Source organism: Aquamicrobium soli, assembly GCF_042646345.1.
Taxonomy (GTDB): domain Bacteria; phylum Pseudomonadota; class Alphaproteobacteria; order Rhizobiales; family Rhizobiaceae; genus Mesorhizobium; species Mesorhizobium soli_A.
Map to the genome: position 1 here is coordinate 90,496 of NZ_JBHRTK010000004.1, position 23,364 is coordinate 113,859.

General features: G+C 62.7%; 20 protein-coding genes. 2 read left to right on the forward strand and 18 right to left on the reverse strand.

Features of this window, described 5'->3' with window-relative positions; all coding sequences use genetic code 11:
- Window positions 1–11 precede the first annotated feature (11 nt).
- The 8 genes from ACFOHJ_RS04260 to ACFOHJ_RS04295 form a co-directional block, all read right to left on the reverse strand.
- Window positions 12–869 (reverse strand): amidohydrolase family protein, encoded by an 858-nt coding sequence (locus tag ACFOHJ_RS04260; RefSeq protein WP_378218858.1) that lies wholly within the window; start codon window positions 867–869, stop codon window positions 12–14.
- Window positions 870–896: 27 nt separating this feature from the next.
- Window positions 897–1,688, reverse strand: coding sequence for an SDR family oxidoreductase (locus ACFOHJ_RS04265; RefSeq protein ID WP_378218860.1), 792 nt, complete (start codon window positions 1,686–1,688; stop codon window positions 897–899).
- Between the two features lie 5 nt (window positions 1,689–1,693).
- Window positions 1,694–3,097 (reverse strand): phenylacetate--CoA ligase family protein, encoded by a 1,404-nt coding sequence (locus tag ACFOHJ_RS04270; protein ID WP_378218862.1) that lies wholly within the window; start codon window positions 3,095–3,097, stop codon window positions 1,694–1,696.
- Window positions 3,098–3,357: 260 nt separating this feature from the next.
- Window positions 3,358–4,944 carry a rhodanese-like domain-containing protein gene (locus tag ACFOHJ_RS04275; protein WP_378218864.1) on the reverse strand — a complete coding sequence of 529 codons (1,587 nt, stop codon included), beginning with the start codon at window positions 4,942–4,944 and terminating at the stop codon, window positions 3,358–3,360.
- Between the two features lie 76 nt (window positions 4,945–5,020).
- Complete coding sequence (locus tag ACFOHJ_RS04280) at window positions 5,021–5,968, reverse strand: flavin reductase family protein (RefSeq protein WP_378218866.1); 948 nt, start codon at window positions 5,966–5,968, stop codon at window positions 5,021–5,023.
- A gap of 40 nt (window positions 5,969–6,008) precedes the next feature.
- A complete protein-coding gene (locus tag ACFOHJ_RS04285) occupies window positions 6,009–7,025 on the reverse strand; it encodes an MDR family oxidoreductase (protein WP_378218868.1) in 1,017 nt (338 codons plus the stop codon).
- A 79-nt stretch (window positions 7,026–7,104) separates the two neighbouring features.
- Entirely contained in the window at window positions 7,105–8,133 is a 1,029-nt protein-coding gene (locus ACFOHJ_RS04290) for an LLM class flavin-dependent oxidoreductase (protein ID WP_378218870.1), read from the reverse strand.
- Between the two features lie 99 nt (window positions 8,134–8,232).
- On the reverse strand, window positions 8,233–9,723 hold the full coding sequence (locus ACFOHJ_RS04295; protein ID WP_378218872.1) for an MmgE/PrpD family protein: 1,491 nt from the start codon (window positions 9,721–9,723) through the stop codon (window positions 8,233–8,235).
- 154 nt (window positions 9,724–9,877) lie between these two features.
- Between ACFOHJ_RS04295 and ACFOHJ_RS04300 the strand changes: the two genes are divergently transcribed.
- Complete coding sequence (locus ACFOHJ_RS04300; protein ID WP_378218874.1) at window positions 9,878–10,459, forward strand: cysteine dioxygenase family protein; 582 nt, start codon at window positions 9,878–9,880, stop codon at window positions 10,457–10,459.
- A gap of 564 nt (window positions 10,460–11,023) precedes the next feature.
- Here ACFOHJ_RS04300 and iaaH read toward each other — a convergent pair.
- The 5 genes from iaaH to ACFOHJ_RS04325 form a co-directional block, all read right to left on the reverse strand.
- Entirely contained in the window at window positions 11,024–12,451 is a 1,428-nt protein-coding gene (gene iaaH / locus ACFOHJ_RS04305) for an indoleacetamide hydrolase (RefSeq protein ID WP_378218876.1), read from the reverse strand.
- Complete coding sequence (locus tag ACFOHJ_RS04310; protein ID WP_378218878.1) at window positions 12,448–13,548, reverse strand: ABC transporter ATP-binding protein; 1,101 nt, start codon at window positions 13,546–13,548, stop codon at window positions 12,448–12,450. The genes iaaH and ACFOHJ_RS04310 overlap by 4 nt, the downstream gene beginning before the upstream one ends.
- A gap of 23 nt (window positions 13,549–13,571) precedes the next feature.
- Window positions 13,572–14,378: an ABC transporter permease gene (locus tag ACFOHJ_RS04315; protein ID WP_378218880.1), complete on the reverse strand. Its 807-nt coding sequence runs from the start codon at window positions 14,376–14,378 to the stop codon at window positions 13,572–13,574.
- An 8-nt stretch (window positions 14,379–14,386) separates the two neighbouring features.
- The gene (locus tag ACFOHJ_RS04320) at window positions 14,387–15,238 is read right to left on the reverse strand and encodes an ABC transporter permease (RefSeq protein ID WP_378218882.1); all 852 of its coding nucleotides are present in this window, start codon (window positions 15,236–15,238) and stop codon (window positions 14,387–14,389) included.
- A gap of 97 nt (window positions 15,239–15,335) precedes the next feature.
- Window positions 15,336–16,373, reverse strand: coding sequence for an ABC transporter substrate-binding protein (locus ACFOHJ_RS04325; protein ID WP_378218884.1), 1,038 nt, complete (start codon window positions 16,371–16,373; stop codon window positions 15,336–15,338).
- A gap of 412 nt (window positions 16,374–16,785) precedes the next feature.
- Here ACFOHJ_RS04325 and ACFOHJ_RS04330 point away from each other — a divergent pair, with 412 nt between their 5' ends.
- Window positions 16,786–17,469, forward strand: a complete 684-nt coding sequence (locus tag ACFOHJ_RS04330; RefSeq protein ID WP_378218886.1) for a GntR family transcriptional regulator — start codon at window positions 16,786–16,788, stop codon at window positions 17,467–17,469.
- 18 nt (window positions 17,470–17,487) lie between these two features.
- On the opposite strand, the gene ACFOHJ_RS04335 is transcribed toward ACFOHJ_RS04330, so the two are convergent.
- Genes ACFOHJ_RS04335 through ACFOHJ_RS04355 form a run of 5 tightly spaced genes read right to left on the reverse strand, consistent with a single transcriptional unit; the run spans window position 17,488 to window position 23,296 of the window.
- Window positions 17,488–18,585, reverse strand: a complete 1,098-nt coding sequence (locus ACFOHJ_RS04335; protein WP_378218888.1) for an acetamidase/formamidase family protein — start codon at window positions 18,583–18,585, stop codon at window positions 17,488–17,490.
- A 51-nt stretch (window positions 18,586–18,636) separates the two neighbouring features.
- On the reverse strand, window positions 18,637–19,575 hold the full coding sequence (locus ACFOHJ_RS04340; protein WP_378218890.1) for an ABC transporter permease: 939 nt from the start codon (window positions 19,573–19,575) through the stop codon (window positions 18,637–18,639).
- Window positions 19,572–20,678, reverse strand: a complete 1,107-nt coding sequence (locus ACFOHJ_RS04345; protein WP_378218891.1) for an ABC transporter permease — start codon at window positions 20,676–20,678, stop codon at window positions 19,572–19,574. The genes ACFOHJ_RS04340 and ACFOHJ_RS04345 overlap by 4 nt, the downstream gene beginning before the upstream one ends.
- The gene (locus tag ACFOHJ_RS04350) at window positions 20,662–22,218 is read right to left on the reverse strand and encodes an ABC transporter ATP-binding protein (protein WP_378218893.1); all 1,557 of its coding nucleotides are present in this window, start codon (window positions 22,216–22,218) and stop codon (window positions 20,662–20,664) included. Before ACFOHJ_RS04350 ends, ACFOHJ_RS04345 begins: the two co-directional genes overlap by 17 nt.
- Window positions 22,208–23,296, reverse strand: a complete 1,089-nt coding sequence (locus tag ACFOHJ_RS04355; RefSeq protein ID WP_378218895.1) for a BMP family ABC transporter substrate-binding protein — start codon at window positions 23,294–23,296, stop codon at window positions 22,208–22,210. The genes ACFOHJ_RS04350 and ACFOHJ_RS04355 overlap by 11 nt, the downstream gene beginning before the upstream one ends.
- Window positions 23,297–23,364 lie beyond the last annotated feature (68 nt).

Genomic DNA, 23,364 nt, shown 5'->3' on the forward strand with positions numbered 1-23,364 from the left:
CAGGTCCTCCCTTACGCCTCAAGGCTTTTGAGGAACGCCTCCGGGTTCCCGGTGAACACCCGCTCCAGGATATCGTCGCTGTAACCCTCGGCCTTCCAGTCATTGAGCAGGCGCTCATACTGAAACAGAGGGTAGTCGGCTCCGAACATTACACGGCTCTTCAGCCGGCGGTTGATGTCGTATTTCAAGTCCGGCGTGAAGTGCTTGGGCGACCAGCCGTGCAACTCGTACCAGATGTTTGTCTTGTGCAGCAGCACCGCGATGGTTTCGGCCTGCCATGGCCAGCCGGGACGTGCCGCAACGATGTGGAGGTCTGGATAGCGTGCAGCGACCTGGTCGAGGTAGCGCGGATGGCAGTTCTCCACCAGAATTCCGTTGCCGCCCGGAAGACCGGCGCCCAGCCCCGTCATCCCAACCATGATCAGAACCGGTATCCTGGCCTCGACACAGAACTTGTAATAGGGGTCCCAGATCGGATCACTGGCCGGGCCGGCGCCGCTTCCCGACACGCCCAACCCTAGAAAGCCGGTGGCCATGTCCTTACAGCGCCGCAACTCCCGCACGCCGTCAACTCCTGTACGCGGATCGATCTGCACCCAGTTCCCGATGATCACGTCCGAATGTTGCTTCTGGGTCTCGATCCCATAATCGTGCAGTTCAGCTGCGGCATCGAGAGGAAGCCATTTGTCGAATCCGAAATCGAGGATCACCCGGACGTCGTTCTTGCGGAAGTGGTCCGCCATTTCCTGCTCGGTCTCATAACGCGGGTCGGAGTTCCAGACTTTGCGCTGTTGGGCGAGCTCTGCCTCCGAACGCAGGGCGTAACCGCGTTTCGTCGACCAGTGGGAATGCAGATCATATAGGGTCATGGCTCAGGGGTGCTTCTCAGGTTCGGGCTAGAACAAGGCTTCGGTAGTGCCGCCGTCGATCTGGATCGCCGTTCCCGTCATGAAGGCGGCGTGGTGCGAGGCCAGGAAGGCAACCATCGCCGCAACCTCCTCAGGCTTGCCGAAGCGCTTCAACGGAATACGGTTCTGCGCCTCCGCGACGATATCCTCCAGCGGCCGTTTCTGCATGTCGGCCTGCGCCTTCAGCGCGCGACGGGTGAGGTCGGTGTCCAGGCGCCCGGGGCAGATGGTATTTACCGTTATCCGGTCCGCCGCGAGTTCCCGCGACAGCGTCTTGCAATAGCCGATAAGCGCGGCCAGGGTCGAGGCGGAGAGCCCGAAATTCACCAGCGGCGCGCGCGCGGCCAGCGCCGCGATGCTGATGATACGGCCTTCGCCGTTGTCGCGCATGGAGGGTACGCAAAGGCGAGACAGGCGCACGATGCTCATCAGCATCTGGTTAACAGCCTTGTTCCAGGCCTCGTCGTCGAAGCTCATTAGGGGGCCGAGCGGCGGAGCGCCATCGTTATGAACCAGGACGTCTACCCGGCCGAAACGCTCCAGCGCGGTGTTGATCACTCGCTCATGATCCTCGGCCTTGCGAACATCGGCAAGGACGGGGACGATCTCGACATCGCCTGCCTCTCGCACCCGCGCAACGGAATCGGACAGAGCCGGGTCACGCCGCGCCCACATGACCAGCTTGCAGCCCTCGCGCGCCAGACGCTCGGATATGGCATAGCCGATACCGCCGCTGGCGCCGCCGACGATCGCAACTTTTCCGCTCAGTCCCAGATCCATATCGCTCAACCCTTCTTGCGGTTATCTATTAAACGCTTGATCTTGGAGGTCTTCGACAGCCCCGTCATCTGATCGAGCGCACCGCGCGCCACGATCTTTGCCGTCACCTTCACGTTGAGCGCCTCCTTGAAGCGGAGTTCGAGCGCGGCTTGCCCGGACTGGTTGTTCGGGGCTTCTTCCCGAACCGACTCCACAAGCACCGTCATTTCGTCTCGCCCATCTACCAGGTCCACGACGCACACATACTCGCCGGTAGTCTCAATCACATCGCCGATGACCGAGCCGATGGCGTCAGGATACACGTTGACGCCCCGCAACTTCACCATGTTGTCGCTGCGCCCGAAGATGCCCGCCAGCCGCCTATGGGTACAGCCACAAGGACAGTCGCCGGGAACGAAGGCTGAAATGTCATTGATGTTGAAACGGATCATAGGGGCCAGATGCTTGAACAGGCAGGTCACGAACACCGTGCCGTTCTCACCTTCCGGAACGGCTTGGCCGCTCTCCAGGTCGACCACTTCCACGAAGTGCGCATCTTCGTAGACGTGCATTCCGTTCTGTTCTTCGCAGTCAGCCGCAATCATGCCGGCTTCGTTGGCGCCATAGGTGTCGTAGACCTTCGCGCCCCACAGGTCCTCAAGAACGCCGCGATCCTCCGTGCCGAGGTGCGTACTGAGGAAGCGCACGTTCATCGTGCGCGGATCAATGCCCATTTCGTCACGAGCGACGAGCGCCATGTGACGTAGATAGGCCGGAAAGCCGATCAGAACCTTGACCTTCCAGGCCTTCATCAACTCAATCTGCCGGCGCGTGGGCGTCGCCGAGCCGGCACCAGTCATCACGGGAACGGCGCCGGTATATTTCCAAAGCGATTCACGGGTGGAAAGACCCGCGTTCGAAAGGCCGAGCGAATGGGTGACCTGTACCAGGTCATGTGGCCGCACGCCGTGCGCATAGAGCCTTCGTGCGCCCATGATGTTGACGACCTCGCGATCGCGCGGCGAGTAAAGCATGGGGCGCGGAATGCCCGTGGTGCCGCCGCTCGTCTGCATGACCAGAGGCATCGGCGGGTCCGACTTGGGATCATAGCCCATGTAATCCCCGAAGGGCGGCATCAACTCGATGCTCTCGCGCAAATCCGCGACCGAGAACGGAGGAATGATCGAGATATCCTCGATTCCGCGGATATCGCCGGGTTTCAGGCCTGCCCTGCCCCAATGTCGCTGATAAAAGGGAACCTGCCATGCGCGTTCCACCTGCTGCATGAACCTGCGCGCCTGCAACGCGGCCAGGCCGCTGTGGTCCATCCGCGCGACACCCTTGAAATAGATCGGCGGCGGCGGGAACTCTTCCCAGAGCGCAGGAATGTCAAGCGCGTTTGCGTAGAAGGGTAGTTCCGAAATGCTCATGTCAGGCGCCTGCTCCCCATCAGCGATCCCTGATCGATCGCACCATCAAAATTCTAGAAGCACAATAATTGCGACCGGTAGAATGTCAATAAGTTAGCATAACATTTCATTGTCGTCTTAGCCATGGCGGCATTGGTGCACGGGCGCAGACTTTTCAGCCAGAACCCGACGACTCCGGCATCACTGGTCCGTTTCAAAGCACACAACTCATCCACCGCGCGGATGCTCGATCCGATCGGGCGCGCTCGCTACATCACAACTCAGGCGCGAGGAAATCGCAGGCGGTATCCGGCAAGTTCCTGCTTATCGAGCTTGGCGACGAGCCCCTTCTCCCAGGCGAGGTACTGGCGCGCGGCGTCCAGATTTCCCGCATGGCGGTCGTGCACGAAAAACAGGTAATCGATGCAATCGGCATCCGATGGTATGTCGGGGGTACTGGCAAGTGCCAGACCGAACCGGCGCCATAGGTCGGGGTTGCCGACGTGCAATCCGACAACCTTGCATCCGGCTCCCGCGATTTCCGCGGCAAAGGCGCGGCCGAGCGTCTCGTTGTCGGCGATTACCAAGGCCGGGCAACTACCGATACGGCCGAGCACATTGTCAAGGCGGGCCCTTGTCGCCCAAACCGCGCCTTGCAGGTGACAGCGACGATACTCACTCGAATGGCGCACATCCACGAGAACGACGTCGCTGCCCGGCGCAACTAGGTCTTGAGGCCCGACGGGAGGCTGCTCAGCCAGCATGGTGGCTATGGAGTTCAGCCCTGGATCGGCAGGCAGCGACGCCGCCGCCGCCAAACCACCCTCGAGCACGTGAGTTTCCCAGCCGAGTTGCGACAGCCAGCTTGCGATGACAGGCGCCCGCACCTCCTCATCGTCGAGCAGCACGACACGCGCGTTGCGGACCCCCAGCCATTGGTCCGTCGCCTGAAGAAGCTGCCCTCCCGGCGCGGACACTGCACCGGGGGCGGAACCTTGGCCAAATTCCTCGGGCGTCCGGATGTCGAGCAAGTAAGTCGTACGATTGTTCTCACCCAGCCATCGAACAACGGTTTCCGCATCGGCCTTTGATACACCGAAAGATCCGGCGAGATCGGCGGCCTCGCGGCGGATTTCTTCCAGGCGTACACCATGGGGAGGCAAGGGGTAGAGGCGATCGCTGCCATGTTCCAGTTCGAAGCCGGCAAGCCGCCAGCCCATCGTTCCATTTTCGAGCGCCACCACGCGGTTGGCGCAGCCGAAACGCCGCAGGGTAGCCGCTCCCATGATGCTACGCGTACGCCCCGCGCAGTTGATCACGACCGTGGTTTCGGGACTACGTATGATCTCGCCGATCCGGTAAACGAGCTCGCCATTCGGACAGCACAGGCTGCCGGGAATGTTCATCTTGCGGTACTCGTCGATCGGGCGGCCATCGATCACCACCACATCTTCTTTTGCCGCAAGTCTATCGTGCAATTCCCCCGCAGTGATAAGCGGGACCGCTTCCGTGTGCTCGACCAGCTCCCCAAAGGTCTTGGAGGGAACATTTACGCCCGCAAACAACGAAAAACCTGCCTCTTCCCACGCCCTTGTCCCGCCCTCCAGGACATGGACATCGCTGTAGCCATAGCGCCGCGCGAGCGCTTGCGCCTTGGCGGCTACAAAGCTGGCGCCGTCGTCATACATCACGATCCGGCACGAGGATCGGGGTACCAATCGCTCGAGACCGGACTCAAGCCGGCTGAATGGAAGAGGAACGCCGTAGAAAAGATGCCCTTCGCCGAACTCGCCTTCCTCACGTACATCCAGCAGAGCGATTTCCCCGCCGTCATGCAGCCATTGCTTCAGCGTAACCGCAGTTGCCAACCGCAAGCCCTCCCAAGCCGTACCCGTGTCATGTTCGACCAGGTTATCGAACGCCCGCCATGCCCGCGACCCGATGTCATCCGGATACGGCCAACGGCGTCGTTACCTGATTTCCCCCGGAATAGACCGAAAAGACCTTGTCCTGCGCCTCGCGGATGAAGCGGCGCAGCATCCGCACCTCATTGTCGTCGATGATCTGATCCCAAGGAATCTGATCTTCGGTCGCGAGCACGAGCGAGCCATCAAGCCCGCCGGTCTCTTCGAGTATTCCTCGATAGTAAACGGAAACCCGGTTCTTCCCACCGACCTCGTCCTCGAAAACCGAGAAAAGGAAGCTTAGGCTGAACTTCAAACCGAGCCGCTCTGCACGGCCAAGCAACGAGCTCGGATCGTCGCGCGAGCCCAGCGAACTCGCCGTTAACAGGCCGAGACCGCCGGCCTCGTTCTTGTGGAGCAGAAGAGCGCCGCTGCTTTCGAGAATGACCCCGACGCGCAGTTGACTCGTAAAGGCGGAATCAAGCAGCGATTGCATTAGGCTGGGCGTCACATAAGCGCCACGGCAATAGCCGAGCGGGTTGGCGGTGCTTTGGGCGAAATCCGCGACCCGTCCTATCAGTACGAGGTGGTCGCCGGCGTCGACCTGCTGGTGCATCTTGCATTCGAACCAGGCGGAAACGTCCTGCAGAACAGGGCTGCCGCACGCTCCGGACCGCCACTTGACGGCGCTGAACCGTTCGGCGGTCCGGGACGAGAAGCGGCTGCTGATATTCTTCTGCTCTTCAGATAAAATGTTGACGCAGAAATACCCCGCCGACTGGAAAGCCCCGTAGGTACTCGCGCCCTTTCCTATGCAGACCAGGACGAGCGGCGGTTCGAGCGATACCGAAGTAAAGGAATTCGCCGTGAAGCCCCTGGGAATGCCCTCCGCATCGATGGTGGTGACCACCGTGATGCCGGTCAGAAAAGTTCCCAGCGCGGAACGGAAGGCCTTCACATCGAAGAGGGGGAGCATGTTGTCTTGCACTGAGCACCTCACTTGCGTTTCAGGCTTCGGTATCCGGTGGCTACAGGCCCGCGCCGGACATATCTATCACAACGCGTCCGCGAATTTTGCCGTCGAGGATTTCGTTCGCAAGCTCGGGGACTTTCGCGAACGGTTCCACGCGCATGATGCGGGCGAGCTTGCTGCGGTCGAGGTCAATCGCCAGTCTCGTCCACGCCCGCTCGCGCTTCGCCAACGGCGCAAATACCGAGTCGATCCCGATAAGAGTTACGCCGCGCAGGATATGCGGCAGCACGGTACCCGGCAGATCCGCGCCACCGGCCAGGCCACATGCCGCCACCGCCCCGCCGTAGACGGTCTGGGACAAGACGTTGGCCAGCGTGACGGAACCGATCGAATCCACCGCCCCACTCCAGCGTTCCTTTTGCAGCGGGCCGCCCTTTTTCGCCAGCGACGGCTGGGCCACGAACGACGCCGCGCCGAGTTCGGCCAGGTAGTCGTGCGTCTCCGGACGACGCGTGGCCGCGGTCACCTGGTAACCGGCCTTGGACAACAGGCTGATCGCTACCGAGCCTACCCCTCCGGCAGCACCTGTCACCAGAACCTCACCGCCCTCCGGCTTGACGACGCCCCAGTCTTCCAAGGCGTCGACGCATAAGGCGGCCGTGTATCCGGCGGTGCCGATCGCCATGGCTTCTGCTTCGGTAAGGGTATCGGGGAGCCTGACAAGCCAGTCAGACTTCACGCGCTGATAGCGAGAATAGCCGCCCCACTCGGTCTCCGACATGCCCCAGCCGTTGACGATGACCTTGTCGCCCGGCTTCCAACTGGTGGAGCGGGTCTCGACGATCGTCCCCACCAGGTCGATACCCGCGACCATGGGCAGACACCGCGCTATGCGACCCTTGCCCGATACGGCCAGGCCGTCCTTGTAGTTCAGCGTGGAAAAGGAGACCTGGACCAGCGTATCGTGATCCGGTAGGTCGGCCGCCGTCAGGCTCCGGAACCGCGCCGTTTGAGTGCGCTCCTCCGCCTCCAGAACAAGCGCGGTAAACGGCTCGTTAGACTTACGCTGCATATTCAAACCTCGTCCAGAACAACCGCTTGACGTTCCATGCGGGGGCGCCCGCACCGGCAGCAGCCCGCAATAACCGGGGCTACTTCGTATCGCTGAAATAGGGCATGACCTCGGTGCCGAAGAGTTCCATCGATCGCTTCATCGAGGCTTGGTCCGGTCCGAATACGAACATCATGAAATGGTCTACGCCGATTTCTTTGTAACGCTTCAGCTTCTCGATGCAGGTCGCCGGCGAGCCAACGATCAGGGTCTCGCTGAGATGTTCCGCGGACGCCTCTCCCTCCAGGGGCTCCGGCACCGGAAATCCGTTCCGCACCTCAACCTGATCCCGGAAAAGGCGGCTGAAGATGCGGCTGCTGACCTGCGCCGCACGCATCGCCTCCCTCGCCAGGGCATCAGTTTCGGCCACGAAACACACCCTGGAAACGCCGAACTTGGGTCGCACCGGCGGATTGATCTCGCGGATCGCCGCATTCACCTGCTGCGCCACCTGCTCGATGACGGTGAACGGCTCGCCCCATCCGACATTGGTCATCACGTTGAAGCCGTTGCTTATCGACCAGCGGATCGTGTCGATCGACCTGGCAGCCACCCACATCCGCGGGAACGGTGTTTGCGCCGGCCGAGGCACTGTAGTCGAGGCGGGAAAGTTCCAGAACTCGCCCTGATGCTCGACCTCCTCCTCGCTCAGGAAGCGCTTGACGACGGACGCGGACTCAAAAAACCTTGCCGACGCCAGCTTGGAATCCACGCCGAAGCGCGCAAACTCGTAGTTGACCGCCCCGCGACCGATGCCGATCTCGAGTCGGCCGCCGGTCAATGTGTCGGCCTGGGCGATTTCACCGGCGAGGCGTATCGGATGATAGTACGGGGCGACCGCGATCGCCGTGCCGAGCCGTATCTTCGAAGTCCGGGCCGCCGCCGCCACGGTCATCATCAGCGGTGAAGGGCACGAAACGTAATGGATGAGATGATGCTCTGGAAACCACGCGGTGGAAAATCCAAGCTCTTCGGCCCGGCAGACAAGATCCAGCGAATGTTTGTAGACATCCTTGGTCCCCACACTCTCGTCGAGACGCTGAAAGAGGATAAATGCACCGAAATCCATGAGTCCCAACCTTATAGAATGTTAGATATCTTTTCTAAGATGTTATGTACAGCCGAGCGGCATGTCAACAAAGAAGGCCTCCGATCGGAAGCGCCTTCCTCAAGAAGCCGCTTTAAAGGGCGACCTGTGGGATAGCATTGCCAAGAGCGAGGCCGCTGGCGCGTCATCGCAAAGAGCCATCACGGCATCGGCTATCGAAGACACCTCAGCCTTGGCGACGCGATTGGCGTTGCAAGAATGAAACTTGGCGATCAGATCGCTCAGTTCCATAGGATTGCGCCGGTCTCCGAACGGGACCGGTATGAAGGTGTCGTAGGTGCCGTCAAGCGTCTCTACGGTCACCCCGGCCGAGAGCGCATCCCCACCGTTGCCGGGGAAAGCTGCTTCCGCATCCGGATCGACCTCCAATTTGACCTTCTCCATCAGCGCCGGCAAGCGCGCATCGTTCATCCGCCCGGATCGGAACAGCGACTCTTCGGGCCAGACCTGGAGGAGCGCCGCGGCGGCACAGAAAGGCGTACTGAATTGGCCCTCCAGCAGCGTCCGGGGTTTGTAATTGGCATAAGGGTAGCGTGTCGCCTGCGCAAAAATCCGAACGGTAATGTTGCGCACGCGTTCGATGTCTTCCAACGTCCTCAGCCGTAGCCCCTGTTTTTCCGCAAGGGCCTTGCCCGCATCCATGACGGGATGCGCCCAACGGCAGGCGGGCCACGGCTTGAAGGCGACGTCGAGAATGGCGTAATGTTTTCCAAGGCCCTCGGTAAACAGAGCGAAGTCGCACTGGTCGGAACCGTACATTCTCCAGAAACCGTTGTTTCCGTCGAGGATGTCCTGCGGGGCGGTGTAGCCCCGTTCGGCAATGAGCGCGGCACGCAGGCCCGTCTCCGCCGCCCACCCATAGCCGTTGTGCATGTCCGGATGGTCGTCGCGCCAGACCTTGAGCGTAGACGAAATCGGGGCAGTCGCACCGGCGATGCCGAGCGCGTTCAGGGTCTGCTCCAGATCAAGCTTCAACAGTTTCGCGGCAGCAGCTACCGAGCCGAACGTCTGAAAGGTAGCGCAGCCCCACACCTCTTCGGTCGCGCGGCGGTAGCTTGGCTGGATAGCCGCGCCCACGCGCAGGCAGGTTTCGTACCCCACCACGATAGCCTCCAGCACGTCCTGGCCGGAAGCGCCGCGCATCTGCGCCAGCGCAAGCACCGGCGGCACGACATTCGCGCCCGGGTGCGCGAACATGATACTGCCCGACCTGTCATAGCTATCATCAAGTTCCAGGAAATTTGCGGTCAGCGCGTTGTAGAAAACCGCTTCATAAGGCGTCGTGCGAAACTGGCGCCCAAGTACCTGCACGCCTCCTTGCGGCACCGGAGTCAGTAGCGAATATAAAATGTCACCCCGCCGGCTATGGCTGCCGGCCATGGAACAGCCGATGCTGTCGAGAAGGCAAAGCGCCGCCTTGCGGATCACTTCCGGCGGAAAGTCCTGCAGGCGCGCATCGACCATGTACCGCGCGAGCTGCGCTGTGACGCTCCCGGCACTAATGGGCGCGTGTTTGGCTGTTCGTGGTGTCGCCGTCGAGTCCGCTCCCATGCGGCACCTCCCCTCCAAGTTTATCGCGATCCGGCCGCCAAGCCTAACATTTCTTTTGTCGAAAACAACATCTCAACCAGATGTATTCGTTGACCCGAACGTGCCTTTCTGCCATCCTACGTCTACACCTTCAGGCAGATCAGGGAGTTTACTGATGGCGCAGAACAAGGTCGACGCCTTTATGGCGCTTGCCACCGAGACGATTGGCCGAGATGGTGTCAGCCGCTCCTCTCTCGATAAGGTCCTGGCAGAGCTGTTGTCGCTTGCAGGCCAACGGGAAACGTGGTCGGCTTCCGTCTATCCCGACCCGGAGCCGGACGAGCGTCAAGCGCGATATCTCGTGCATGCCGACGACAAGACGGGCTACACCCTTTACTTGAACGTCATGCGTCCGGGAAAACTGATCCCTCCCCATAATCACACCACCTGGGCATGCATCGCTGCGGTCGAAGGCAGTGAGCACAACAAGCTGTATGAACGTGTCGACGGCGGAACCGGCGCAGGCAGCGCCCGGCTCAATCTGATCCGGGAAGTCGACATCGCGCCGGGCAACGGCGTGGCGCTCATGCCGAATGACATACATTCGGTCGAGATTCGCGGCGCTTCGTTGATTCGGCATCTTCATTTCTACGGCAGGGCGCTGGAGAGCCTGTCGGAACGCCTCACCTTCGACATCGAAGCGGGAACGGCCAGCGTGATGGGTATCGGCGTCAAGACAAGGGCTTCCAAAGCATAAAGCGAGCCCCTGGTTTTTGATCGGGACTTGGGCGCCGTGAACGCTATTTCACCGCAGCCGCGAGAGCTTGACGGAGCTCGCGGACCAGGTGATTTTTTCCAGGAGCATCCTTCGGGCCGAGGGTCCTCTAACTTGCGGTGCCTGGGGTGCTTCTTTCGAGTTGTAGGAAAGCCGCAGGCATCCATTGTGCGCGGTCTCCATGCCATCGCCCGAAGCTGTTCCGGTCCTGACTTTCCCGGAGGCGCCCACTTCGACACGCTGGTATTTCCCGGCTGCAAAATCGTGCCGTTCTACGACTCCCTGGTAAACTGGTCGTCCTCGCTGCCGACCGCCTCTCGGCGCTCAGTGCGCTACGTAGCGCGCTGACCGAGCTTGAGATCAACAGCATCGCCACAAACATCGATCTGTTCCGAAGGTTGCTGGCAACGGCGGATACCAGTCCGGCGATGTCCATGCGCTTTGGCTGGAGACCTGGCTTCGAACGCGCTCGCGAGCGTAACGACGAAAGGAGCTTGAAGATCGCCAGCCATTCGAACCAGGTCTCCCTTTGGACGGTGGAGCGGATTAACGCTCGCCCCTACGCAAGGGGTTGGGCAGCAGCCATTCCAGCATGGCACCGATGGCAAGAAGGCGGCGGTCGGTGTGGAACAGTCCGTCGACGGAAAGGCCTAGCGGCACACCGGCGCTATCGACCCCGCAGGGCACCGTGATGCCGGGCATGCCGGACAGGCTGCCCGGCCCGCTGTTTTCGATCATTAGGTCGAATGCGGGTACCTGTCCCTCGCCGAGGTCGACGACATCCTGCCCGATACGCAAGGCGGCAAGCTTCGTCGTCGGGAACACGATACCGTCCAGCCTCGCCCCGATCACGGTTTCGGCGTACAGGGCTTGCAGGGCCGGCCGGTCAATGTCCACCGCCTGCCGATAGGCGGCAAGGAACGGGGCCTCCGCTCGCGCGTCCAGGTCGGCCAGGATGGACCTCACGTCAGGGCTCGCGACTTTCGCCACCACGTCATCATAGGAAATCGAAAGCCCGCTGGCCCGAAGGTAGGCGGTGATGGCCGGGCGCGTCTCATGGAGCGTAACCGTGACACCTGCCCGCCGGTACAGTTCACCGAACCTGGCGCCGGAGACAGGAACCAGCGACACGCCGGCGCGGGAGAGCGCCGCAAGGGCCTGTTCGCTCGCCTTGGCCACGTCCTGTTGCAGCCCGTCGAAGAAAAACGCATCGGGCACGCCGAGCCTCACCGTCGAGGGTTCGATTGCCTCCAGGGTGGTATCCGCGCCCGCGATCGCGGCATCGAGCAACGCCAAATCGGTAAAGTTGCGCGCCAGCGGCCCGACCGTGTCGCGGGTAAACGAGATCGGGAACACGCCCTCCCCTGGATAACGGCCGATGGTGGGACGCAAACCCACCAGCCCGCAGAAGGCCGCAGGGATTCGCACCGATCCGCCCGTGTCGCTTCCGAGGCCGGCAGGAACCAGCCCGGCGGCAATGGCGGCGGCCGTGCCGCTGCTGCTGCCTCCGGGGATCCGGTTCAGATCGAACGGATTGTGCGCCGCGCCCTGCCACGCATTGTTTCCCGACGTGCCGAAAGCCAGTTCATGCATCGCCGTCTTGCCGAAGACGAGCGCGCCCTGATCGAGAAGCCTCTGCGCGACCGGAGCCGTCCGCGCCGGGTAGAAACCTTCCAGCGCCGGCGTACCCGCCGTCGTCGGCAAGCCGAGAACGTCGATATTGTCCTTTATGCAAAGCGGGAGCCCCAGCAGCGGCATGCGCACGCCCTGCGCCAGCTTCGCATCGGCCTCGGCGGCGGCGCGGCGTACCGCGGCTTCGTCAACGGCACAAAACGCCCCGAGGTTTCGGTTCCGGCCGTGCCTTTCCAGAAGCGCCTCGACGACGGAAACGACGCTTGTGTGCCCGTCACGAAGCGCCGCGAGCAGGGCCGCGGCGTCCGGGAAACCAGCGATATCTGCCGCGGGCGCGCTCATTGCGCGTGTTCCTCGCCGAAGACATGTACCTTTCCGGCTCGGTAGCCCAGGCCTATCCGGCTGCCGACTGGCCATTTCTGCGCCGCGCCGGTGTCGGAAAGACGCAGCAACAGCGTTCCTTCCTGCGCGGAAGGGTTGGCGACATAGAGGTCGACGTGGCTGCCCTGGTAGACGTACATCTGGACCTGGCCGGTGATCGACGCTTCTTCGACCGTCGGCGTGATGAAGATATCCTCCGGGCGGATGAACACGTTGCAGCGATCGCCCGGCCGCGAACCGGCCAGCTTTTCCTTCGGCACGACGACGAAGCCATCTTCCGTCTTCAGCCGGATTTCGTCACCTCGGTGCGTATCCACGACGGCATAGAGACGCGTGATGTCGCCCAGGAACGACGCGACAAAGGCATTGGCGGGTTTTTCGTAGATTTCCGCCGGGCTCGCAAGCTGGCGCACCCGCCCCTCCGACATCACGGCCAGCCGATCGGCCAGGCTCAGCGCCTCGCTTTGGTCGTGCGTGACAAAGACGGTCGTGATGCCGAGCCTTGCCTGAATGTCCTTGATCTCCACCTGCATGTTCGCACGCAGATTCTTGTCGAGCGCCGACAGCGGCTCGTCCAGCAACAGCACGTGCGGATTGATGATCACCGCCCGGCCGATCGCAACACGCTGCTGCTGGCCGCCGGACAATTGTCTTGGATAGCGGTCCGCGAACCGGGCGAGCTTGATGACGTCGAGGATCCGGCGAACCTCGCTCTCGATCGTGGCACGCGCCACTCTCTGCATCTTCAGGCCGTAAGCGAGGTTTTGCGCCACCGTCATGTGCGGAAACAGGGCATAGTTCTGGAAGACCATGCCGACCCGCCGGCGATAGGGAGGCACCTGCGTCACGTCGGTTCCATCGAAATAGATGCTGCCCGACGTCGGCGACAGAAAACCCGCGATCATGTTGAGCAAGGTGCTCTTGCCGCAGCCGGACGGACCGAGGAGCGCCATGAAGCTCCCGCTTTCGATGGTCAGCGTCGTTTCATGAAGGGCGGTGTGTGCGCCGAAGCGTTTTACAACTTTGTCAACACGGACAGTCGAACTGACCTTGGTCATTGTATCGGTTCCTTTCGAGGCGCCTATTCCCGCTCGACAATCGCAAGGACCTTTCCGAGCCCGAGCGACATGTTCATCAGGACGAGTAGCACCGTGGTGAGGACGAAGAAGATCACCGACAAGGCGGCCATGCTGGGATCGGCATATTCGCGGACGTAGTTGTACATGGCCACCGGAAGCGTCTGCGTGCCCTGCGCGGTAATGAAGATCGATGCCGTGAACTCGTTGAAGGAAAGGATCGCGGAGAACAGGACGCCGGCAAACAAGCCCGGCGTCATCAGCGGCAGGGTTATCGTGACCAGCACCTGCCAGGGCGATGCGCCGAGGCCTGCCGCGGCCAGTTCGAGCCTCTGGTCGAGGCCTCGCAGCGAAACATAGACGCTGCGCAGGACGAAAGGCAGCACCAGCACCACATGCGTGAGCACGATGACAGCATAGGTACGGTGAAGGCCGATCTGGCTGGTGAAGATGAGGAAACCGATGCCGATGGTGAAATAGGGGATGACCAGCGACGACGACAGGACCGCCTCGAGCAGCTTCTTGCCGGCGAATGTGTACCTGTCGATCACGTAGGCGAAAGTGCCGCCGACCACCACAGACACCACCGCCGTGGCGCACATGACGATAAGGCTATTGTAGAATCCCTTCTGGAAATCTCGGTAGGTCAACGCACGCACGAACCAGCGCAGCGACAGTTCCTGCGGCGGAAAGGAGATCAGCGAAGCCTGGTTGAAGGAAACCACCGCAACCACCAGCGCGGGCAGGAGGATGAACCCCAGAAGCAGCACCACCACGACCCTGCCGGCGAAGCTTGCGAGCTTTGTCATCATGACCTGCCTCAACGCGTCGGAATTCGTTCGAGCGGACTGAGCGCCAGCCGCATCAGCCCGACGAGGACCATGGTGAACAGCACGCCGGCCAGGCTGAGAACCGCCGCCACGGGAAAGTTGAACGAGGCGATTCCGACCTGGTAGACAAGATTGCCGATCATGTTCACCTGGCCGCCGCCGATCAGTTGCGGCGTCGCAAAGGCGCTGAAGGACCAGGCGAAACAGGTGGTGATGCCGGCGATCAGCCCCGGCCCCGACAGCGGCAAGGTAACGGTAGCAAAGGAGCGCACCGGTCCCGCCCCGAGGCTCTGGGCGGCCTTTTCATAGGCCGGGTCGATCTGGCTGAGGGCGGTAGCCAGGATGATGATCATGATCGGCAGCGTGAAATGGACCAACACGACCACCACTGCGAATTTCGTGAACATCAACTGGACCGGCTTGGAGACGAGCCCCAGGCCCATCAGCACGGCATTAATAAAGCCGGCGTTCCCCATAACGACCAGCCAGGAATAGGTTCGGGTGATCTCACCGGTGAATAAGGGCGTGACCGCAATGATGAGAATGGCCGCCCTCAGGGCGGAACTTTTCGTGCGCACCAGGGCGTACGCGATCGGATAGCCGACAAGCAGCGTGAAGGCGGCCGTCAGCAGGCAGATCAAGGCCGTGTCGGTAAAGACGGTGCGGAACAGCGGACGGACCACATATTCCAGGTTCGAGAACGTCCACTCGCCGACTTCAAGGCTTCCGGGAATGAACTTCCGGAAGCTCAGCTCCAGCACGGAAGCCAGCCCGAACATATAAAACAGCGCCAGGACAACCGCCGGCGTGACGAACCAGATAAAAAAGGGACGCTTGGTCATGACCATCGGAATCGGTGAGCCTTTGCGACGTCGTCCGGAGAGCGGCAGGAGATCCGCGGTACGGCCCGGCCGGTAGCCGGGCCGTTTTCACGAGGGCCTATTGCGCCATCATGTTTTCCGAGAACCAGGTCCGCCATTCGGAAAGCTTCTCTGAACGCAGCTTGGGATCGATGACGATCGCGCCGTTCTTCCATTCCTCGGCCGTCATGAACACGCCCGGCAGGTTGGCGATCTCCGGTTCGACCTCGACGCCGGAAACCATCGGGCCGCCCTTCTTGCGGCGCACGATCTCCGCCTGGACCGCCGGGTCAAGCGCAGCGTTCACGAAGGCATAGGCGAGCTCGAGATTCTTGGTGCCCTTCATGATCGCCACCGTGTCGATGCCCATTACGGCGCCTTCCTTGGGAATCTGGACGGCCAGCGGCACCCCTTGCGACATCTGGTGCAGCGCCATCATCGACAGCATGACCTGGATCGGGGTCTCCCCCGTCGAGATCAGCTGCTCGCTGGCGGCATCGCTGGAATAGTAGGCCTTCACGTTGGGCTTGAGGTCGAGCAGCTTCTGCTTGCCCACTTCCCAGTCGGAGGCGTCTCCGCCGGACAGTTTGGCGGCAACGGTAATGATCTCGGACGGATCGAAATCCTGCAAGCCGACCATGCCGGCATATTCCGGCTTCCAGAGATCTTCCCAGCTCTCGAACTTCACGTCGGCCGGCAGCAGATCCTTGCGATAGACGATCGGGTAGACATAGGACCACACGCCCAGATGGGAATCGCTGATCTTGCCTTCTGGAAAGATGTGGGCCGCATTGGGAATGCGTGAAAGATCAAGGGGCTCGTACAGTCCGCCGGTCTTGTAGAGCCAGCCGACATGTGCGGTGGTGAAGGTAATGTCGCTTTCCGGGCTACCGGCGGCAAGTTGCGCCTGGTTGAGGCGGTCGATGGTTCCGCCGGTTATGAACTCGACCTCGGCGCCGGTCGTTTCGGTGAACTTCTTTCCAATCGTTTCCGCGATCATGTCGCGCCAGTCTCCTCCCCAGGAACTGACGATCAGCTTCTCCGCCGCCTGACCCGGCGAGGCGCCTATCAGCAAACCGCAAAGCGAGCCGGCAACGGCATACAACCATCTGGACATCGGACTTCCCTCCCTTTTCATACAATAAGTTTCGCATAGGAAAAATGGATGCATTTGTCAATGTTATGTATCCAATCTATTCGACTAGATATACAAATAAAGTTATCATGCATGCGATTGACGGCCCACCCTCCGCGGAACCCACCGCCATTTTGCGAGGTGTCAAGGGGCTAGCAGTCCGAACTGCGCACGATTGAGGAACGACTTAAGCTGTCCGGGGGGCAGGCGGTGCTTTTCGAGCCGCGCGACCCGCACTATACGATCAACGAGGGTGAGGAAGAGAGCGTCTATCTCGTCATCACCGTGAAGCAGTAGAACGGGGCGTGCCCGAAGCTCGGACGGCCACATCGGCGGCAAGCCGATGGTTGATCGAAGCTTTCAAAGTCCCGCCCGTGAAAACCGGAGTGTCGTCGTGGAAGCCATCGCGGAAGAAAAGGAAACCAGGCTCTCGTCCGACAGCCTGATCCGCATTCTTGAAGGCGACATCCTCGACAGCAAGCTCAAGCCCGGCGACCGGCTGGACGAGCAGTCGCTGGCCCGCCGCTTCGAGGTCTCGCGTACGCCGGTGCGCGAGGCGCTGCGCCACCTGGCCTCCAGCGGCCTGGTCGAGATCCGCAAGAACCAGGGCGCGGCGGTGCGGCGGCTGACGACCACCGAACTGATCGAGATGTTCCAGGTGATGGCGGAGTTCGAGGGGCTTTCGGCCCGCCTCAGCGCCCGGCGCATGTCGGCGGAGGAGATCGAGGTCATGCGCCGCCGCCACGAGGAATGCACGGCGCTGGCCGAGGGCCGCGACTACGAGGGCTTCTTCGCCGCCAACAACCTGCTGCACGAGGCGATCTTCCTCGGCTCGAAGAACGAGTTCCTGCACCAGGAGGCGCGCAAGCTGCGCAACCGGGTCAACGTCTACCGCCGCCACATCACCGGGCCGCGGCTGATGCACAAATCCGTGCAGGAGCATGCCGGCATCGTCGCCGCCATCGAGGCCGGCGACGAGGAGAAGGCCCACCGGCTGATGCGCGAGCATGTCGACCTGCTGGCCGGTTCCGCCGCCGACGTCGTCCTCGCCCTCAAGGCACAGAGCGGCGAGGCCTGACCCGCTTTCGGCTTGGGATCAAACGAAAATATCCAGAGGCACAAAAGCCGAGACGATCACGTTCGGAATATCGACCACCTCGCTGACGCGCAGGTCTACCGCCGCGCTGCAGATGGCATAGGCCTGCTGGCGGTCGTAGCCCCGCGATTGCAGGTAGGCGATCATCTCAAGCAAGGCCCTGCGGGCGGCAAGGTCGATGCTTTCCGAAACGTTGTTGCCTTCGTCGTCAAGCGAAAGGCCGACAGTCGCGAAATACTCGCGCTCGGCGGGCCTCGCCCGCTCCCGGTGGATGAAATAGAACTGGTCGGGGCGGTAGGTCAGGTCGCCTTTCTTGTGCAGCCGGAAGCGCGCCGTCAGCGTCGCCCGCATCTCGATGCCCTGCCCGCAGACCTCGCCGTCCCCTTGCGCGAAATGCGCGTCGCCGGTCGAAAAGAGGGCGCCTTCCACCCTGACTGGAAAGAACAGCCGCGAACCTATCCCCGTGTGCCGGATGTCGATGTTGCCGCCGTTTTCGCGCGGCGGGCCGGTTCTCAGCGCCTTCTGCCCGAGCGCGGCAGGGATGGCGCCATCGACGCCGGTCGGCGGAAAGACGAACTCGCCCCGCTCCAGTGCGGCGGTTTCGCGGGCATGGGCGCGCTCCAGCAGTGCCTGGTCGGGTGCTACGCCGACGATGCCCATGAACGGGTCGGCCGGAAGCCGGATGCCGGGCAGTTGCTCGCTGGTCGCGAACCCATCCTGCAACCGCCATTTGACAAGAAAGGCATCCGGAAACTGGTCCCGTAGGAAGCCGAAGCCAGGCGACTGTGTGGTGTAGCCGAAGGGGGCCGGCTCGATGTCGACGATATGCACCTCCAGCACGTCGCCGGGTTCGGCCCCTTCGATGTAGATCGGCCCGGTCATCGGGTGGATCACCCCCTCCTCGACGCGCGCGAGGTCTTCGACAGTGGTTTCAGGCGTCACCTGCCCGTCGAGCGCATCGCGGGTGTCGATGATGAGCGTGTCGCCTGGACGGCAGCGCGCTACCGGCCGAATGTCGGGATGCCAGCGGTTGTGACCGACGCCGCTATCCCCAGAAAGCGGTGCGGTCGGATGAATTCTGACTTCGACTGTTGCCACGCTCGCCTCCCGCCTTGCGTCATCGCCGTCCAGTTAGGGTCCCGTACCGGATCAGCGTTCGTTCCTGAAATAGGGCTTGCCCAGGGCGGCCGGCGCTCCGCGGCGGTTCTGCCGGTCGAAGAAGGACAGCAGGATCAGTACCGCGATCGTCAGCAGATAGGGAAGCATGGACAGCACTTCCGCCGGGACCGAGCCAATCCCGGCCGCCTGGAGCGTGAAGTTGGCCCGCAGCGCCAACCCGAACAGGTAAGCGCCCGCTACGAGACGCAGCGGCTGCCACGAGGAGAACACCACGAGTGCCACCGCAATCCAGCCGAGCCCGCTCGTCGTTCCCGTCTGCGACCAGTTGGGAACGCGGGCGAGCACCAGATAGGCGCCGGCGAGGCCGATCAGCGCGCCGCCCGCCACGGTGTGGCAATACTGGACGGCGGCGACCCGGATGCCCATGACGTCCGCCGTCGCCGGGCTTTCGCCCACCGAACGCATCGCCAGCCCGGCTCGGGTGTAGCGGAAATAGACCGCGACCAGCGCCACCAGGATCCAGCTCGCATAGACCATCGCATCCTGCTGGAACAGGATTCTCCCGACCACCGGAATGTCCGCCAGCCCGGGCACCTTATAGGGAGATATCCGCGCTGCAATGGCCTGGCCTTCGACCGACTTGCCGAAGAACGTGGCGATCCCGCTTCCGAAGATGACGATGGCGAGGCCGGCGACGATCTGGTTGGCGCGCATCGTCACCGACAGAAAGGAATGCACCAGGGCAAGGGCGGCGCCGGCGAGCAGGCCCGCAAGCAGCGCCAGCGGAATGCTTTCCGTTGCCCGGGCGGTCAGGAAGGCGGCCACCGCGCCGATCAGCATCATGCCCTCGATGCCGATGTTGACGACGCCGGAGCGCTCTCCCAGAAGTCCGCCCAGCGCCGCAAGGACGAGCGGCGTTCCGGACGCCACGGCCGCCGCCGCGGCCATGGTCAGCACCATCGCGTTCATGGCGAGCCCTCCGCCGACCCGGCGGGCAACCGGTGGACCCGCCTGATGCGGTAATGAAGAAAGATTTCCGCCGCCAGAAGGAAGATCAGGATGGCGCCCTGCAACACGACGGATATCGAACTCGGCACCGACAGCCCCGACACCGATTGGAGGGTTTCGCCCGCATTGGCCAGTCCGCCGAGCAAAATGGCCACCGGGACCACCGCAAGCGGGTTATAGAGCGCCAGCGCGGCAACGATGATGCCGGTATAGCCGAAGCCCACGGCGAGCCCATTGGGGTCGAGCCGGTGAGCGCGGCCTGCGACTTCCGAGGCTCCGGCCAGGCCGGCCAGGGCTCCGGAGATCAAAAGCAGCGCAAGGGCCGTCGCCGGGGCGTTGATCCCGGCATAGCGGGCCGCCCCCGGTGAATCGCCCACCACGCGGGCACGAAAGCCCAGGCGGGTGTCGCGCAGCAGGAAGAAGACGAGCACCGCCACGGCACAGCCGATAACGAAGCCCAGATGGATGCGTGAGGTGCCGAACTCCATCAGGAAGGTGCCGCTGGGGATGCGGGTGCCTTGCGGAAAGTTGGTCGAGGTCGGATCGCGCAGCGGGGTGTTCGAACCGAAGATCAGCAGCCGCGCGAAAAGCACCGCGACATAGTTCAGCAAGAGCGTGGTGATGATCTCGCTGGTACCCAGCCGGATTCGCGCCAGAGCGGGAACCACCATCCAGGCGGCGCCTCCCAGCATGCCGGCAACGAGCACGAGCAGCACCGCCGGCGGCCCGCTCAGCGTATCGCCGATCATCAGCGCCGCGGTGGCCGCGCAAATGCCGCCGACGACAAGCTGACCCTCGGCGCCGATATTGTAGAGCTTGAATCTGAAGGTAATCGCCGCGGCGAGCCCGGTGAGCAGGATCGGCGTCGCCGAAACGATCGTATCCTCGATCCCGTAACGGGTAGCGAAGGATGCCGTCAGCATCTCCCGGTAGATCACCAGCGGATCGAACCCGTTCACCGCCAGGAAAACGGCACCGACCAGAAGCGCAAGCACGACGGAGCACAGCGGCACGGCAACATAGAGGAACGGCCCGGTGTGAAGGCGCCTATCGAGTGTCAGCAAAGCGCCCTCCACCGCTGTAGCCCGAAATCGCCAGCCCGATCGCGGCTTCGTCGTAGTCGACGGCGGCGCATTGGTGGGTGATATGGCCCGCATGCATCACCACGATGCGGTCGCTCAAGAGCCGCACCTCGTCGAGGTCTTCCGAAATGAGCAGGATCGCGGCGCCCCGGTCGCGATAGTCCTGCAAAAGGTTACGCACGAATTCGATGCCCGCCACGTCGAGACCACGCGCGGGCGAAGCCACGACGAAGACGCTTGCCTGGCTGCCGAGTTCGCGCGCGAGCAGGATTTTCTGGACGTTGCCACCCGAGAGGCGCCGCACGACCTCCTCCGGGCCCGATGCCTTGACCCTGTATTCGCCGATGGCGGCCGCCGCCTTTTTCCGCGAGCCGCTACGGTCGAAAAGGAAGCCCGTGTCACTCGTCAGCATGAGATTGTCGGCGATCGAAAGGCCGGAAGCCAGCCCCGTCCCCAGCCGGTCCTCCGGCACGTAGGCCAGACCGGCTTTGCGCGCGGCATGCGGTCCCTTGCCGGTGACGTCGGTGCCGTTGACCGTCACCTTGCCGGCGTCCGGTCGTTGCAGCCCGGCCAGGACTTCCGCCAGTTGCAACTGGCCGTTGCCCGCGACGCCGGCGATCCCGACGATCTCGCCGGCGCGGATTTCCAGGTCGATGCCGTGCAGCCCGCAATGATGCCCAGCCTCCATGCCGAGACCGCTGGCCGCAAGGACCACGGCTCCCGGCGCCCGGGTCGAAGGCCGGGGCTTCAGGTCGACGTCGCGGCCGACCATGGCGCGGGCAATGGTTTCCGGCGTGAAATCCTCGATCGCGGCGGCTGCGACCACCTTGCCCCCGCGCATGACGGTGGCGCGATCGCAGATGGAAAAGACTTCGTTGAGCTTGTGCGTGACGAGCGCGATGGCCTTGCCGTCATCGGCCATCCTGCGCAGGGTGGCAAACAGCGCCTCGACTTCGCCCGGCGCCAGCACGGCCGTCGGCTCGTCGAGAAACAGGACATCGACCTCCCGCACCAGCATCTTGACGATCTCCACGCGCTGGCGTTCGCCGAGCGAAAGCTCGGCGACGGTGGCGTCCGGAGCGATTTCGAGGCCGTAGCGGTCGCCGAGATCGGCCACCGCCCGCCTGATACCGGCAGGAGACATGAAGAACCCCTGCCTGGTATCGCCGAGAACGATGTTCTCGGCGACGGTGAAACGGTCCACCAGATGGAAATGCTGGTGGATGATCCCGACACCCCGGGCCAGCGCATCCCGCGGACTGCGGAAGGAGACGGGCTGGCCGGCCACCCGTATCTCGCCGCTGTCGGCGCTGTAGAGACCGGTAAGGATCGAGGCCAGCGTACTCTTGCCGGCCCCGTTTTCGCCGAGAAGCGCGTGGATTTCGCCGGCTCTCAGCTCGAAATCGACGCGATCGTTGGCCAGCACGCCCGTAAAGGCCTTGGAGACGTTGCGGGCTTCGGCAAGCAGGGCGCCGGACGCGCCGGCCCTGCCCCGCTCGCCGTTGGCGGGCCTACTTGCCATGGGCGGAGCCGAGGACACCGTCGACGAAATAGTTCATCTCCAGCAGTTCCTTGAGCGTCGCCACCTGCCCGCTTGCCAGGACTTCCTTGCCGTCCTGGTCCTTGAGCGGGCCGGTGAACGGCGCGAAGGCACCGCTTTCGATCTCCTTGCGCTTGGCCTCGACCTTCTCGCGGGTTTCGGCGGACACTTCCTCGCCATAGGGAGCAAGCTCCGTGGTCCCGTCCTTCATGTGACCATAGACGGGATCCGGCTTCCAGCTTCCGTCGATCACCGCCTTGGCGGTATCGATATAGATGGGACCCCAGTTCCAGACCGTTCCGGTCAGCCAGGCCTTCGGCGCGAATTTCGACATGTCGGCGTTGAACCCGGTCCACTTTATGCCGGCTTCCTGGGCGACCTGCCCGGTCGAGGGCGTGTCCTGATATTGCGCCAGCACGTCGACGCCGGCCGCCACCAGGCTTTCGGCCGCCTGGCGCTCCACATTGGGATCATACCAAGTGGACGTCCACACGACGCGCACCGTCGCGTCCGGGCGGATTGAGCGCGCGCCCAGCGTGAAGCTGTTGATGTGGCGAAGCACTTCGGGGATCGGGAAAGCGGCCACGAAACCGATCTTGCCGCTCTGGCTGGCGGAAGCCGCCACCATGCCTTCCAGGTAGCGGGCCTCGTCGGCCATGATCATGTAGGTGCCGAGGTTCGGAGCCGTCTTGAACCCGGTGGCGTTCATGAACTTGACATCGGGGTAGCGCTCGGCAGCGGCCACCATCTGGTCCATGTAGCCGAAGCTGGTTCCGAAAATGAGCTTGTTGCCCCGGCGGGCGAGATCCTCGAAGACCCGCTGGCTTTCCGGGCCTTCCGGCACGTTCTCGACAGCCACCGTCTCGACAGCGCTGCCCAGCGCTTCCTCCAGCGCCTTGCGTCCCAGGTCGTGCGAATAGGTCCATCCGGCGTCGCCGACCGGACCGATATAGACAAAGCCGACCTTCAGTGGTTCGTCCGCCTGCGCCATGCCTGCCATGGCCCCAAGGCCAAGCGACAATGCCACGACGGCGAGTTTTCGCGTGAAATTCTCGAGCAACGTCTCCTCCCTGTCATTGAATGCAATTCACTGCGCTATTGTAGACTAACGCTTAGTAAATGTATTCA